Genomic DNA, 14,918 nt, shown 5'->3' with positions numbered 1-14,918 from the left:
GCCCGCGCCGAGGCGTCCGCCGAACCCGCCGCCGGCGTACCCCCACCGCGTCGACCTGCGACTCCTCTCCGTGACGGGCTCGAACCCGCCGGGTCGGTGACGCAACTCACGTGGGTCCCGAGTGCACGTTCCGGCCGCCTCGCTCGTCTTGCCAGGTGTCAGGTGCCCCGGTGTCGGGGAGACGCACAGGATCCGAAGCCCGCGTGAGAGGAGCCGGTCTTGTCCGCCGTCATCGAACAAGCCGTTGAGGCACGAATGGTCGCATCCACTCCGCGGATGGAGACGGTCCCCGCCACCCTGCGGTACGACCGTGAGGACCCGTACGCGGTGACCATGGCCTTCCCGCCGCGCGCGACCCTCGAGGGCGTCGAGGTCTCCTGGGCCTTCGCGCGCGAGCTGCTGGTCCAGGGCGTCGAGCGCCCGGCCGGGGACGGCGACGTACGTCTGCGTCCGTACGGGTACGACCGCACGGTGGTCGAGTTCCACGCCCCCGAGGGGGTGGCCATGGTCCATGTGCGGACCTCGGAGCTGCGCCGCTTCCTGGAGCGCTCGCAGCACCTGGTGCCGACGGGCCGCGAGCACCGCTACCTGGACTGGGACGAGGACCTGGCGAAGCTGCTGCACGGGCACCCGTGACGAGGTCCGAGGCCCACCCCCGTAAATCGGTTGCCGCCCTCCCGCGCCGATGCGTACGGTCGGTGTCGACCTAGTCGTCGTCTGATCGGAGAAGGACGTTGCTCGTCTGAGGCTTGAGACACCGTGCCGCGCGTGCCCCCTGTGCCGCGTGTGCCGTTCTCTACCTCGGCGTACGAGCCGTACTTCTACCGCCCGCGCCCCGGTGTCTCCACGCGTCGCATCCAGTCACGCTCGCGCTCGCGCACCCGGGAGGCCCCCATGGCGCATCACCCCACGTTCATCACCTGTACCTCCGTCTCCTTCTCCTGGCCGGACGGCACCGAGGTCCTCGACGACTTCCGCCTCACGGTCGGCCCCGGCCGTACGGGGCTCGTCGGACTCAACGGCTCCGGCAAGTCCACGCTCCTGAAGCTGATCGCGGGTGAGCTGACCCCGGCGTCCGGCACCGTCCGGGTCACCGGCGAACTCGGCTACCTCCCGCAGAACCTGGTCCTGGACACCTCACGCAGGGTGGACGAGATCCTGGGCATCGCCGCGAAGCGGACGGCCCTGCACGCCATCGAGTCGGGGGACCCGGCGGAGGAGCACTTCACCACCCTGGCCGACGACTGGGACGTGGAGGAGCGGGCCCGCGCCACCCTCGACCAGCTCGGGCTCGACGGCGTCGGTCTCGACCGCACCGTCGGCGAGGTCTCGGGCGGCGAGTCCGTCCTGCTGCGCCTCGCCGCGCTGCTGCTCGCCCGGCCCGACGTCCTGCTGCTCGACGAGCCGACGAACAACCTCGACCGGCATGCCCGGGCGCGGCTGTACGAGGCGGTGGAGCGCTGGTCCGGGGTCCTGGTCGTGGTCAGCCACGACCGTGAACTCCTGGAGCGCGTCGACCAGATCGCCGATCTGCGGGACGGCGCCGTCACCTGGTACGGCGGCGCCTGGTCCGCCTACGAGGAGGCACTCGCGGCCGAACAGGAGGCGGCGGAGCGGATGGTGCGGGTAGCCGAGGCCGATGTGCAGCGCCAGAAGCGGGAACTGATGGACTCGCAGCAGAAACTGGCCCGTCGCAGGCGGTACGCGCAGAAGAGCTTCGAGAACAAGGTCGTGCCGAAGATCGTCGCGAACAACCGGAAGAGCGAGGCGCAGGTCTCGGCCGGCAAGCACCGCGCGCTGCACACGGAGCGGCTCTCGGAGGCCCGGGAGCGGCTCGACGCGGCCGTGGAGGCGGTGCGGGAGGACGACGAGATCCGGGTCGAGCTGCCGCGCACCTCGGTGCCGCCGGGCCGCGAGGTGCTGCTCCTGCGGGATCTGGAACTGCTGTACGGGGCCCGGGTGCACGGCGAGTTCGAGCTGCGCGGCCCGGAGCGGATCGCGCTGGTCGGCCGGAACGGCGCCGGGAAGACGACCCTGCTCCGGACGATCGCCGGGGAGCTGGGGCCACTGTCGGGCGAGGTGGAGGCACGGGTGCCGCTCCGCTTCCTGCCGCAGCGGCTCGACGTCCTCGACGACGGGCTGAGCGTGGCGGAGAACGTGGCCCGGTTCGCGCCCACGGCGACGGGGAACGCGATCAGGGCCCGGCTGGCACGGTTCCTGTTCCGGGGGGCGCGGGCGGATCAGCCCGTGGGCACCCTGTCGGGCGGGGAGCGGTTCCGGGCGACGCTCGCGGCGCTGCTCCTCGCGGAGCCGGCTCCGCAGCTGCTGATGCTGGACGAGCCGACCAACAACCTGGACATGGCTTCGGTACGGAAGCTGACGGCGGCCCTCGACGCGTACGAGGGCGCGCTGATCGTGGCGAGCCACGACGTGACGTTCCTGGAGTCGCTCGGGATCACCCGCTGGCTGCTGCTCGACGGTGAGCTGCGGTCGACGACGGAGGAGGAGGTGCGGGGGACGGCGGGCGTGGTCCAGGGGCGGTAGAGGTGCGGTGCCAACGCCCGGGGGCCGACGCCGCCGGGCACCACACCGAGCCGTCGGGCATCTGCGCTGTGTAGCGAAACGGAGAGTGCCGGGGTGTCGCACAGGACGTGACCTGCGTCTCCGTCCCCCCACCCGAGCAGCGGGCATAACGGAACGTAATCGGACATCGCCCGGGACGGGCTTGGCCGACGCCTTACGGAGGCTTAACCTACGGTTTCGTAACCTACGAATCCGTAGGTATTTCCGTATGCCGCTTCCCTCCGTCCCCAGGAGTCTCCGTGACGCTCACCTCTCCCCACCTCAACAGCTCGGCAGAGTGGACCGACGCCCGGCTCCTCTTCGCGCTCGAAGAGGTCGTGGAGAAGGAGCTCAACCGGCACCTCAAGGTCACCAAGGACTGGATGCCGCACGAGTACGTGCCGTGGTCCGACGCCCGGAACTTCCCCGGTCTCTTCGAGGACGGCGAGGCCTGGGACCCGTCGCAGTCGAAGGTGACCGACATCGGCAAGATCGCCCTCGTCGTCAACCTGCTCACCGAGGACAACCTCCCGAGCTACCACCACGAGATCGCCAGCCTCTTCGGCCGCGACGGCGCCTGGGGCACCTGGGTGCACCGCTGGACCGCCGAGGAGGGCCGCCACGGCATCGTGATGCGCGACTACCTGCTCGCCTCGCGCGCCGTCGACCCGGACAAGCTGGAGCAGTTCCGGATGGCGCACATGAGCGAGGGCTTCGAGTCCGACAACCGGCACTCGATGCTGCACTCCGTGGCGTACGTCGCCTTCCAGGAGCTCGCGACCCGCATCTCGCACCGGAACACCGGCCACCAGTCCGGCGACCCGGTCTGCGACCGGATGCTCGCCCGCATCGCCACCGACGAGAACCTGCACATGGTCTTCTACCGCAACCTGCTGGGTGCGGCCTTCGAGCTGGCCCCCGACCTGACCATGCAGGCCGTGCGGGACGTGGTGGTCAACTTCCGGATGCCCGGACACGGCATGCCCGGCTTCGAGCGGGCGGCGGCGCAGATGGCGATCGGCGAGATCTACAACATGCGCATCCACCACGACGACGTCCTCCAGCCCGTCCTGCGCTTCCTCAAGGTCCTCCAGATCGAGGGACTCGGTCCGGACGGCCTGCAGGCGCAGGAGGAGCTGGGCCTGTACATGAACGGGCTCGACAGCGAGGCCAGCAAGTTCGACGAGAAGCTCGCGGCCCGCAAGGCACGCATGGCCGCGCGCGCCGCCGGCTGAGCCACCGGCGACTGCGGCCGCCGGGCGACGAGGGCCGGGCGGCAGCCACGGGGCGGCCTGCCGACGGGGGCGCGCCGGGGCTCAGCGGCTCTGTCGCTTGAGCCGTACGCGCTCCTTCTCGGAGAGCCCGCCCCAGACCCCGAACCTCTCATCGTGGCTCAGCGCGTACTCCAGGCACGCCAGGCGCCCCTCGCACGCCCCGCACAGCTGCTTCGCCTCGCGCGTCGACGAGCCGGGGGCCGGGAAGAAGAACTCCGGTCCAGCCTGGGCGCACAGGGCGTCCTCGCGCCAGGCGAGGTCGGGGGCGGTCAGCACGTCGGTCTCCATGTCCATATCCCTCCGCATGTCCATCTGCATGACCGTCACACTGTCGTACTGCCGTAAACGCGCCATCAACGTTCGATCAATGGCGCATACCCGACAGCAGCGGTCCGTTTCGGCCCGGTAGCGGTACGGCCCGCCCGGCGGCGCGAAGATGTCCGTACGGTCGTGCGGTCAGTACGATGGGCGCATGAGCGGCAGCAGCGGCACCGGGACCCGGACGGACGGACGCGTCGAACGCGGCAACCAGACCCGGCGTCTCGTACTCGGCCGGACCATGGACATCGCCTCGGTCGAGGGCCTCGAAGGTCTCTCCCTGGGACGGATCGCGACCGAGCTGAACCTGAGCAAGAGCGGCGTCTTCGCACTGTTCGGCTCCAAGGAGGAGCTCCAGCTCGCCACGGTCAGGGCGGCCGTCGCCGTCTTCGCCGACCGGGTGGTCACGCCCCTGGAGGACGTGCCGCCGGGCGCGCGCCGGGTGCGCGAGCTGTGCCGGAACTGGCTGGCGTACTCCTCGGACCGGGTCTTCGCCGGCGGCTGCTTCTTCTACGCGGTGTCGGCCGAGTTCGACGCCCGTACCGGTCCGGTGCACGACGCCGTCGCCCGGACCCGCCACGACTGGACCGCCTATATGGAGCGGGCGCTGACGGAGGCGCGGGCGGCGGGCGACTTCGTGGCGGACCTGGACGTGGAGCAGCTGGCGTTCGAGGTGATCGCGCTCATGGAGGCGGCGAACGCCCAGTCGGTGCTCTTCGGCGACACCCGGACCTACGCCCGTGCCGAGCGGGGCATCACGGCCCGCCTGCGCGCCGAGGCCACGGACCGGGGCCTGGCCGGCATGGGCGACGCCGCCTAGCCGCCGGTCCGCCCCTCACCCCCTCCTCGGCCGCCCCTCACCCCGTCCTCAGCCGGCCGTCACCCGGTCGACCACGGCCTCGCCCGCGCGAGCCGTGCGGACCTCCCATGCCTCGCCCGCCTCCCCCGCCAGGAAATCCGCCGCCGCGGCCACGACCTCCGGGTCCGTCAGGATGCGGCGGTGGCCGAGTCCTCGGGTGACGACGAGCCGGGCCCGGTCGCCGTGCGCTCCGGCGAGGAGGCGCGACTGGGCGAGGGGCACCATGTCGTCGTCCTCGTCGTGGAACAGCAGGACGGGCGCGCCGAGTTCGGCGGGGTCGCGGTCGGCGTCGAAGCGGTCCCAGATGCCGGGCTCGTCGGGGGCGATCCGCCGCTCCACATGGTCCCGCATGCACCGCAGGACCCGCTCGTCCAGGCCGAGTCCGGCCCGGAACCCCGCGAGCAGCAGCTCGAAGGAGCCGACGCCGCCGAGACCGACGAAGCGGGCCGTGCGGACGCCGTCCCGCAGGGCGAAGAGGGCGGCGAGGACGCCGAAGGAGTGCGCCACGACGGCGTCGAAGTCGCCGTGCCGGGCGTGCAACTCCCGGATGATCTCCCGGTATTCGACGATGTTGCTCGCCCGCCCGGAGGAGTCGCCGTGGCCGGGCGCGTCGAAGGCGACCGGGCTGTAGCCGCGCGCGAGGAGCGCCTCGGTGAGCGCGGTGAGGCGCGAGGCGCGGGAGGACCAGCCGTGGACGACGAGGACGGGCCGTCGGCCGTCGCCCCAGGTGTAGGTGACGACGTCCTTGCCCCGGACCTGGAGGTGTCCGGTGCGGGCGGTGGCGAGGAGGGCCTCTTCCCCGGGTCTGACCCGGGCCCGGCCGAGCGGGCGGACGAAGAGGTGGAAGGCCAGGCGTCCGGCCGTTCCGGGGGCGAGGCGGGCGGTGGCGTTCAGGGCGGTGCGGATGAGTGGAGCCATCGGGTACATGCCGGATCTCCTCGGTCGTCCTAGTGGGAAAATGCTAGCACGACCGTTCGTGTTGTTTTAGGCTCGAAGAGGAGGCGGGCCGGCGCCCACCCGGAGAGCGCCGGTCCGCCCTCCGGTCAGCCGGTCTCCTTCTTCGCCCGGCTCGGCTGGACGCGCTTCGGCTCGCCCGGCATCTTCGGGTACTCCGGCGGGTACGGCAGGTCGGCGAGGCCGTGGTCCGCCTCGTCCCGCCGGGCCAGTTCGAGCAGGGACTCCAGACTGAACCGCTCGCCGTCCATGTCGGCGTGCACGTCACCGACCTCGGCGTACCGGACCGGCATCTTCCTGATGTCGAAGTCCTGCGGCACGGCGTCGTCGACCTCCTCCCACCGCAGCGGCGCGGAGACCGGGGCGTGCGGGCGCGGGCGTACGGAGTAGGCGGAGGCGATGGTGCGGTCCCGGGCCGTCTGGTTGTAGTCGACGAAGATCCGCTCGCCGCGCTCCTCCTTCCACCACTTGATGGTGACGCGCTCCGGCATCCGCCGCTCCAGCTCCCGGCCGCAGGCGATGGCCGCCCGCCTGACCTGCGTGAAGGTCCAGTGGGGCAGGATCGGCACGAAGACATGGAGCCCCCGCCCGCCGGAGGTCTTCGGCCAGCCGCGCAGTCCGTGCTCGTCGAGGACGGAGCGCAGTTCGTGGGCGGCCCGGACGGCGTCGGCGTAGTCGGTGCCGGGCTGCGGGTCGAGGTCGATGCGGAGTTCGTCGGGGTGGTCGGTGTCGTCCCGCCGTACCGGCCAGGGGTGGAAGGTGACGGCGCCGAGGTTGGCGGCCCAGAGCACGGCCGCCGGTTCGGTGGGGCACATCTCGTCGGCCGAACGTCCGCTGGGGAAGGTGATGTGGGCGGTCGGGATCCAGTCGGGCAGGTACTTCGGCGCGCGTTTCTGGAAGAACGACTCGCCGGTCACCCCGTCGGGGTAGCGCTCCAGGGTGGTCGGCCGGTCGCGCAGGGCGCGGGTGATGCCGTCCCCCACGGCCAGGTAGTAGCTGACCATGTCGAGCTTCGTGTAGCCGGGTTCGGGGAAGTACACCTTGTCCGGATTGGACACGCGCACGGTCCGGTCGCCGACTTCCAACTCCACCGCTGCCGCCTTGCCTGCCATGCGGGTCAGCCTAGGGCTCGCAGACAACTCCCGCATACCGGACAATCGCCTCATGGATCTTCCGGTGATGCCGCCCGTGAAACCGATGCTCGCCAAGTCCGTGAAGCGGATTCCGCCCGGGATGCAGTACGAGGCGAAGTGGGACGGCTTCCGGGCGATCGTGCACCGGGACGGACCGGAGCTCGTCATCGGCAGCCGTACCGGCAAGCCGCTCACCCGGTACTTCCCCGAGCTGGTCGAGGCGCTCGCGGCCCGGCTGCCGGAGCGGTGCGTGGTCGACGGGGAGATCGTCATCGAGCACGAGGGCCGGCTCGACTTCGACCGGCTCAGCGAGCGCATCCACCCGGCCGACTCCCGGGTCCGCATGCTGGCCGAGACCACCCCGGCCCGGTTCGTCGCCTTCGACCTGCTCGCCCTCGGGGACGCCTCCCTGCTCGACACCCCCCTGAGTGCTCGCCGGGAAGCTCTGGAACGGGCGCTCGCCGGGGTCGACGCGCCGGTCCACCTGGCCCCGGCGACCCACGACGCCGAACTGGCCGGCCACTGGTTCGAGCAGTACGAGGGGGCGGGCCTCGACGGGGTGATCGCCAAGCCCCTCGACCTGCCGTACCGGCCCGACGCCCGGCTCATGTACAAGATCAAGCACGAGCGGACAGCCGATGTCGTGGTGGCCGGGTACCGCTTCCACAAGAGCGGGCCGGTGGTCGGCTCCCTGCTCCTCGGGCTGTACGACGACCGGGGCGCGCTCCAGCACGTCGGCGTGTGCGCGGCGTTCACCGCCGCCCGGCGGGCCGAGCTGGTCGAGGAGCTGGAGCCGCTGCGGATGGACCCGCCCAACGGGCACCCGTGGGCGGCGTGGGCGGAGGAGGCCGCGCACGAGGGGGCGCGGCTGCCGGGGGCGCCGAGCCGCTGGTCGGGGAAGAAGGACCTGTCATGGGTGGCGCTGCGGCCCGAGCGGGTCTGCGAGGTCGGGTACGACCACATGGAGGGTGACCGCTTCCGCCACACGGCGCAGTTCAAGCGGTGGCGCCCGGACCGCACGCCGGAGTCCTGTGGTTACGGGCAACTGGACGAGCCGGCCTCGTACGACCTGTCGGAGATCCTCCGGTAGGAGCGGCGGCCGTCCGGAAAGATCCGGTGTTCGTACGGATCAGGTCGGCGGCTGTCCGGAAGATGCCATTCCGCTGAGTGAGATGCTTCACATTCCCTGGGCCGCCGACGGCGCCCCAACACTCCCGCGCCGAGCATGCGTTCGCCGCACACCCGGGTGATACACAGGGGTGCTGCGCAATACGGTGACGGCCACCCGGCCCCGTACCTGCGGGAACGCCCCGGCGTCCGCCCGGCGTCCCCGGCCGGTCCCCGACCCCGGCTCCCGCGCGCGCCGTCGTGGGCGCTCCCCCGTCGTTGCAGCGCCGCGACATCGCCGTACCGGAACCCGTACGGGCATCCGGTACGTATGGAGAGAACACTCTTCCCTGCCCTTCCCCGATCCACTAGGACTGAACCGTGATCACCTCGCCCTCGCGCCTCGTACCCGTGCCGATCCCCGACCGCGTGGCCGCGCTGATCGGTTCCTGTCTGCCGCTGCACGTCCTCCAGGCCGAGGTCGACGCGGACTGCGCGGTGCGCGAGGTGTACCGGTTCCGGGGGCCGCTGTGCGCGGAGGACCGGGCCGACCGCGAGCACGCCCTCGCCGCGCTCGCGCGGGCCAACAAGATCCTCGCCAAGCACCACCCGAAGCTGCCCGTCACCTCCTGACGGTCCGCCCGTTCGGCGGTCCCCCGCATGCACCCGCACAGGGCCGGTGTGACGCTGCGAGAGTGACCACGACCAGCGACGCAGCGCCCGCGCCCCCGGCCGCCGCCCCCGAGCCGCCCGTGCTCGACCGCCGCCGCCGCAACATCGTCTTCGGCACGATCATGCTGGGTGTCCTCCTCGCCGCGCTCGACCAGACGATCGTCGGCACCGCGCTGCCCACGATCGTCTCGGACCTCGGCGGCGCCGCCCACATGTCGTGGGTGGTCACCGCCTACCTGCTCGCGGAGACGGTCGCGACGGTCCTCGTCGGCAAGTTCGGCGACCTCTTCGGCCGCAAGGTGATCTTCCAGATCTCGGCGGTCGTGTTCATCACCGGCTCGTTCCTCTGCGGACTCGCCACGAACATGACGCTGCTCATCGTCTGGCGCGGTCTGCAGGGCATCGGCGCCGGCGGTCTGATGGTCACCTCCATGGCGCTCATCGCCGATGTGATCCCACTGCGCGAACGCGGCAAGTACCAGGGCGCGATCGGTGCCGTGTTCGGGGTCTCCACCGTCATCGGCCCGCTCCTCGGCGGCCTGTTCACCGACCACCTCAGCTGGCGCTGGGCCTTCTACGTCAACGTGCCCATCGCCGTCCTCGTCGTCATCGCCGCCGCCCGCACGATCCCCTCGGTGCGCTCGGCGAGCAAGCCCGTCATCGACTACGCGGGCATCGCGCTCGTCGCCGCCGGATCCAGCGCCCTGATCCTCGCGACCAGTTGGGGCGGCAACGAGTACGCCTGGGGCTCGGGGGTCATCATCGGCCTCTTCGCCGGCGGTGTCATCGCCCTCGCCCTGTTCTGCTGGGTGGAGACCCGGGCCGCCGAACCCATGCTGCCCATGCGGCTGTTCGGCAACCCCGTCTTCACCGTGTGCTCCGTGCTGAGCTTCATCGTCGGCTTCGCCATGCTCGGTGCGATGACCTTCCTGCCGACCTACCTCCAGTACGTCGACGGGGACTCGGCGACCGTCTCCGGCATCCGCACGCTGCCCATGGTCGTCGGCCTCCTCATCGCCTCGGTCTTCAGCGGCAACGTGGTCAGCAAGACGGGCCACTACCGGATCTTCCCGATCGCGGGCTGTCTGGTGATGGGCCTCGGCCTCTACCTGCTGTCGCTCATGGAGCCGGGGACCAGTACCTGGCTCGCGTCGCTGTACATGTTCGTGCTCGGCGTCGGCATCGGCCTGTGCATGCAGGTCCTCACCATCGCCGTGCAGAACACCGTCGACTACGCCGACCTCGGCACCGCCACCTCAGGCGTCACCTTCTTCCGTACGCTCGGCAGCTCCTTCGGCACCGCCGTCTTCGGCACGATCTACGTCAACTCCCTGCAACCGAACCTGGCGGCCGGCGTCGGCGAGGCCTCCGTCGTCGCCGGGAGCCTCGGCGTGGACCCCGCCGGACTCGCACAGGCCGCGCAGAGCCCGGCCGGAGTGCACGCCCTGCCGGACGCGATCGCGGAGCCCATCGTCCACGCCTACGCCGACACCCTCCACACCGTCTTCCTGTGGACCGTGCCGGTCGCCGCCGTCGGCTTCGTCGTCGCGCTCTTCCTCAAACAGGTGACGCTCCGCGACTCGGCCCGCGCCGCCGCGCCCGACATGGGCGACGGCTTCGCCTCCCCCACCATGTCGGGCGACTCGGCGAAGCTGCTCGAACTGTCCGTCGGCCGGATCCTGCGCCGCGCCGACCTCGACACCGCCCGCCGGATCGTGGCCGCCTCCGACACACGGCTCGACATGGCCGGGGCGTGGGCGGTCATGCAGGTCGAGCTCTTCACCCGGACGGTCGGGCACGCGAGTCTGGGCCTGATCTCGGCGGGCCGCCGGGTCCCGCCCGAGGTGCTCCTGCCGGTCTTCGACCGGATGGTCGACGAGGGGTTCCTCACCCGCGACGGCAGTCTGCTCTCCCACACACCGGCCGGAAAGCGCGAGGCGGACGTCATCACGCACGCGTGGGGCGACTGGCTCTCCGACCGCGTCGAGCAGGAACGCGGCCGGCCCAGCGGCCCCGAGCTGCGGGTGGCGACGGACGCCATCGCGAAGAGGATCGTCGCCGAGGACCTCGCGACCGGCCTCCCCCGCGACCGGTCGCCCGTGTCGGCGGGCGCCCGCTGACCCCTATGGGGCGACGTCCCCGTCCACGTACACCCACGCGCCCTCGTGGCGGGCGAAGCGGCTCCGCTCGCCGAGCGCACCGGGCTCGCCGTCGTGGACGTAGCGCGCCGTGAAGGTGACGGAGCCGCGCTGGTGGAAGGCCGTCCCCTCGGTGGCCTCCTCGATCTCCAGGCCGGTCCAGCGCAGGCCCGGGTCGAAGTCGACCTCGTCCGGACGCGTCTCGGGCGCCCAGGTGCGCAGCAGATAGGCCTCGTCACGGACGACGAAGGCGCTGTACCGGGAGCGCATGAGCAGCTCGGCCGTGGGCGCGGTGCCGCCCGTTCCCGCGTGGAACCGGCCGCAGCACGCGCCGTAGGGGGCGTCGAGTCCGCAGGGGCAGGGCGAGGACGGGGTCACGGCGGGGGCCGCGGCGGCGGTCGTACGGGGGCGGGGCTTGCGACGGGACATGCCGCCATTGTTCCCCACCCGGCTCGGGGGGCCGCGCCCGGCATGTGGACGCCGCCGTGGACGCCGGTCCGGGTTCCCGCTGCCCGGAGGGCCCGTCCGAGTAGCGTACGAGCATGAAACTGACGATTCTCGGAGGCGGCGGGTTCCGGGTGCCGCTGGTGTACGGGGCTCTCCTCGGCGACCACGCCGAGGGACGGGTCACCCACGTCACCCTGTACGACCTCGACGAGGGGCGGCTCTCGGCCATCGCCCGGGTCCTCGCGGAGCAGGGCGAGGGGGTGCGGGACGCGCCCGGGGTGACGGCGACGACCGACCTGGACGAGGCGCTGCGCGGGGCGGACTTCGTCTTCTCCGCGATCCGGGTCGGCGGACTCGACGGCAGGGCCGCCGACGAGCGGATCGCGCTCGCCGAGGGCGTGCTCGGCCAGGAGACCGTGGGGGCGGGCGGCATCGCGTACGGGCTGCGGACCGTGCCCGTGGCGGTGCGCGTCGCCCGGAGGATCGCCGAAGTCGCGCCTGACGCCTGGGTCATCAACTTCACGAACCCGGCGGGCCTGGTCACGGAGGCGATGTCCCGGATCCTCGGTGACCGGGTCATCGGGATCTGCGACTCCCCGGTGGGGCTCGGCCGCAGGGTCGCCCGCGTCCTGGGCGCCGACCCGGACGAGGCCTGGATCGACTACGTCGGCCTCAACCACCTGGGCTGGCTGCGGGGGCTGAGGATCGGTGGCCGCGACGAGCTGCCGCGGCTGCTCGCCGACGAGGAGGCGCTCGGCTCGTTCGAGGAGGGTCGGCTGTTCGGTGCGGAGTGGCTGCGGTCGCTCGGCGCGATCCCCAACGAGTACCTCCACTACTACTACTTCAACCGGGAGGCCGTGCACGCCTACCGGACGGCCGAGCGGACGCGCGGGGCCTACCTCCGTGACCAGCAGGCCGGTTTCTACCAGGAGATGGGGAAGCCCGACACCCCCGCCCTGGCCGCCTGGCACCGTACGCTCGCCGACCGGGAGGCCACGTACATGGCGGCCAACCGGGAGGCCGCCGGGACCGGGGAGCGCGACGAGGAGGACCTGGAGTCGGGCGGCTACGAGAAGGTGGCCCTTGCCCTCATGCGGGCGGTGGCGCGCGACGAGCGGACCACGCTCATCCTCAACGTGCGCAACGGCTCGACGCTCGCCGCGCTCGACGCGGACGCGGTGATCGAGGTGCCCTGCCTCGTGGACGCGAACGGCGCCCATCCGGTGTCGGTGTCGCCGCTGCCGTACCACGCCGTCGGTCTGGTGACGGCGGTGAAGGCGGTGGAGCGGGAGGTCCTCGCCGCGGCGGAGAGCGGCTCGCGGGCGACCGCCGTCAAGGCCTTCGCCCTGCATCCGCTCGTCGACTCGGTGGCCGTGGCCCGCCGGCTCGTCGACGGCTACACCGCGGAGCACCCGGGTCTGGCGTACCTGCGACGCTGAGCCGACACCCGCCTGTACGGCTGACGAACACCTTTACGGCACCGGGGGCGCGGCCTAGGCTCGCGCCCCATGACCTCACAGAACAAAGGTGTTCGACGAGAGGTGGCCCGCCTCGTCACCGCCTGTCTGCTGGCCGCCGGGCTGGTGGGCACCGTACCGGCGGCGGCGGAGACGCCGACGCGGGGGGACGGCCCGGTCGTCGTCCCCGTGCAGACCACCGGGCCCGCGGACCGGCGGTTCAACCTGGTGTTCATGGGCGACGGCTACACCGCGGCGGAGATGCCGGTGTTCCGCGCGGACCTCGAACGGCATCTGAACACCCTGTGGAGCATCGAGCCGTTCGCCTCGTACCGCTCGTACGTCAACGTGTGGGCGGTGGAGGCCCCTTCGGCCGAGTCGGGCGTGGACTGCGACCCCGGGCTGGACGCCCCGGCCCGGGACACCGCGCTCGACATGGGGTTCTGGGGCGGCTGCGACCCGGACAGCGTGCAGAGGCTCCTGACCGTCGACAGCAGGAAGGCCGCGGAGCTCGCCGATCTCGTCCCCGGCACGAGCCGCGCCAACCGGCAGGTCGTGGCGCTCGCGCACAGCTCCACCTACGGGGGCGCGGGCGGCGGTTACGCCACCGCTTCCGGCGGCAACGCGCTCTCCGCGCTCATCACCCCGCACGAGCTGGGCCATTCCCTCGGTGGCCTCCAGGACGAGTACGACTACTACGCGCGGGGCGTCCCCGGCGGCCCCTGGTCCGGCCCCGAGCCCTCCTCCGCCCACCACACGCTGCTCACGGAGGACCAGTTGCGGGAGCAGCGGGCCAAGTGGTGGCGCTGGCTGGGCGAGGAGAGCGAGTCGGGCGGGGTCATCGGACGGCACGAGGGCGGCCTGTACAGCACGAAGGGCGTCTGGCGCCCGAGCCGGCACTCGCTCATGAAGACCCTCGGCTACGCCTTCGACCAGGTGGAGCGCGAGGTCATGGTCCAGGCGATCTCCGCCAAGGTGAACCTGGTCCAGGACCACACTCCGAACACCTCGTCCATCGGGGCGGACCGGACGGTGTGGGTGGACACCCTGCACCCTCTGGGCGGCGCGCTCTCCGTGACCTGGCGCCTCGACGGGCGGACGCTTCCCGCGCGCGGCGCCCGCACGGTCGACCTGCGGAGGCTGCGGCTCTCCCCCGGCCCGCACACCCTGACGGCGACGGTCACCGACCCGACGCCCTTCGTCCGCGACCCGGCGGTCCGCGCCTCCGCCGCCCTCACCCGGACCGTGAGCTGGACGGTGGACCCGTCCCTCACCACCGTGCGGGACGGGACCCGGGCCGCGTTCACCGGCCACACCCCCACCGGTTCGCCCGTCGGGGCCCGGACCGTCGTCCACGCGGACACCACGCACCCGGTGGACCGCGTTCCGGCCGTACGGTGGCGGCTCGACGGGCGTCCCGTCGCGACCGGTCCCGGCGACCGCGACCTGGACCTGCGCCGGCTCCGCCTCGCTCCCGGGACCCATACCCTGACGGCGCGTCTCGCCGGCGGGGACGAGGAGCTGACCTGGACGGTGGACGCCCGTCCGGCCACGGCCGCGTACGAACTGTCCGAACCGCTGCGTACCGTGCGGCGTCCCGGGCGGCCCGTGGAGTACGTCCACGACGGCCCGTTCACCATGCGGCTGACCGCCCGTGACGACCAGGAGGGCGCGGTGGTGAGCCAGTTCCGGGTGGACGGCGACGGCTGGTACACGTACTACGGCTGGCCGACGGACGCCGACGCGCCGTTCCGCTTCACGCCGGCCGGCACGGTGATCGACGGCCTGGTGTACGGGAAGCTGGGCCGGAGCCGGGCCGTGCCGTGGGACGACGCGACCCCCGACCTCGGCACGCACCGGATCGAGTACCGCACGATCGACGCGGCCGGCAACGTGGGCCCGGCCCGGAGCTTCCTGGTGACGCTGGTGCCGCCGGGACGCTGAGACGGGTCGGCCCGCGGAGACGGGCGGGCTCGCGGAGACGGCTCGGGCCCGCG

Annotated in this window: 13 protein-coding genes; 9 read left to right on the top strand and 4 right to left on the bottom strand. The window is 72.3% G+C overall.

Annotated features, from left to right (window positions below):
• The first annotated feature begins 219 nt into the window (after positions 1–219).
• The 3 genes from AMK29_RS14550 (at position 220) to AMK29_RS14540 (ending at position 3,797) form a co-directional block, all read left to right on the top strand.
• Positions 220–636, top strand: coding sequence for an SsgA family sporulation/cell division regulator (locus AMK29_RS14550; protein ID WP_073812701.1), 417 nt, complete (start codon positions 220–222; stop codon positions 634–636).
• 258 nt (positions 637–894) lie between these two features.
• Positions 895–2,544, top strand: a complete 1,650-nt coding sequence (locus AMK29_RS14545) for an ABC-F family ATP-binding cassette domain-containing protein (protein WP_073812698.1) — start codon at positions 895–897, stop codon at positions 2,542–2,544.
• A 278-nt stretch (positions 2,545–2,822) separates the two neighbouring features.
• Positions 2,823–3,797, top strand: coding sequence for an acyl-ACP desaturase (locus AMK29_RS14540; protein ID WP_073812696.1), 975 nt, complete (start codon positions 2,823–2,825; stop codon positions 3,795–3,797).
• An 81-nt stretch (positions 3,798–3,878) separates the two neighbouring features.
• Here AMK29_RS14540 and AMK29_RS14535 read toward each other — a convergent pair whose 3' ends face one another.
• A complete protein-coding gene (locus AMK29_RS14535) occupies positions 3,879–4,130 on the bottom strand; it encodes a WhiB family transcriptional regulator (RefSeq protein WP_382615684.1) in 252 nt (83 codons plus the stop codon).
• Between the two features lie 178 nt (positions 4,131–4,308).
• Between AMK29_RS14535 and AMK29_RS14530 the strand changes: the two genes are divergently transcribed.
• Positions 4,309–4,974, top strand: coding sequence for a TetR/AcrR family transcriptional regulator (locus AMK29_RS14530; protein ID WP_073812693.1), 666 nt, complete (start codon positions 4,309–4,311; stop codon positions 4,972–4,974).
• A 48-nt stretch (positions 4,975–5,022) separates the two neighbouring features.
• Here the strand turns inward: AMK29_RS14530 and AMK29_RS14525 are convergent, their stop codons facing one another.
• Positions 5,023–5,940, bottom strand: coding sequence for an alpha/beta fold hydrolase (locus tag AMK29_RS14525; protein WP_073812690.1), 918 nt, complete (start codon positions 5,938–5,940; stop codon positions 5,023–5,025).
• A gap of 116 nt (positions 5,941–6,056) precedes the next feature.
• Positions 6,057–7,079, bottom strand: a complete 1,023-nt coding sequence (gene ligD, locus AMK29_RS14520) for a non-homologous end-joining DNA ligase (protein WP_073812687.1) — start codon at positions 7,077–7,079, stop codon at positions 6,057–6,059.
• Positions 7,080–7,131: 52 nt separating this feature from the next.
• Here ligD and AMK29_RS14515 point away from each other — a divergent pair, with 52 nt between their 5' ends.
• The 3 genes from AMK29_RS14515 to AMK29_RS14505 all read left to right on the top strand — a co-directional run bounded on the left by AMK29_RS14515 (position 7,132) and on the right by AMK29_RS14505 (position 10,999).
• Positions 7,132–8,190: an ATP-dependent DNA ligase gene (locus AMK29_RS14515; protein WP_073812685.1), complete on the top strand. Its 1,059-nt coding sequence runs from the start codon at positions 7,132–7,134 to the stop codon at positions 8,188–8,190.
• A 398-nt stretch (positions 8,191–8,588) separates the two neighbouring features.
• Positions 8,589–8,840 (top strand): hypothetical protein, encoded by a 252-nt coding sequence (locus tag AMK29_RS14510; protein ID WP_073812682.1) that lies wholly within the window; start codon positions 8,589–8,591, stop codon positions 8,838–8,840.
• Between the two features lie 62 nt (positions 8,841–8,902).
• Positions 8,903–10,999 carry an MDR family MFS transporter gene (locus tag AMK29_RS14505; protein WP_073812679.1) on the top strand — a complete coding sequence of 699 codons (2,097 nt, stop codon included), beginning with the start codon at positions 8,903–8,905 and terminating at the stop codon, positions 10,997–10,999.
• A gap of 3 nt (positions 11,000–11,002) precedes the next feature.
• Here AMK29_RS14505 and AMK29_RS14500 read toward each other — a convergent pair whose 3' ends face one another.
• Positions 11,003–11,446 (bottom strand): YchJ family protein, encoded by a 444-nt coding sequence (locus AMK29_RS14500; RefSeq protein ID WP_073812676.1) that lies wholly within the window; start codon positions 11,444–11,446, stop codon positions 11,003–11,005.
• Between the two features lie 113 nt (positions 11,447–11,559).
• Here AMK29_RS14500 and AMK29_RS14495 point away from each other — a divergent pair, with 113 nt between their 5' ends.
• Entirely contained in the window at positions 11,560–12,903 is a 1,344-nt protein-coding gene (locus tag AMK29_RS14495; protein ID WP_073812673.1) for a 6-phospho-beta-glucosidase, read from the top strand.
• A gap of 69 nt (positions 12,904–12,972) precedes the next feature.
• Positions 12,973–14,865, top strand: a complete 1,893-nt coding sequence (locus tag AMK29_RS14490) for a M64 family metallopeptidase (protein WP_073812670.1) — start codon at positions 12,973–12,975, stop codon at positions 14,863–14,865.
• Positions 14,866–14,918: the final 53 nt, after the last annotated feature.

This window comes from Streptomyces sp. CB02261, from assembly GCF_001905665.1.
Taxonomy (GTDB): Bacteria; Actinomycetota; Actinomycetes; order Streptomycetales; family Streptomycetaceae; genus Streptomyces.
Note: the sequence above shows the minus strand (reverse complement) of the source record. Positions and strands in the feature narration are given on the sequence as shown.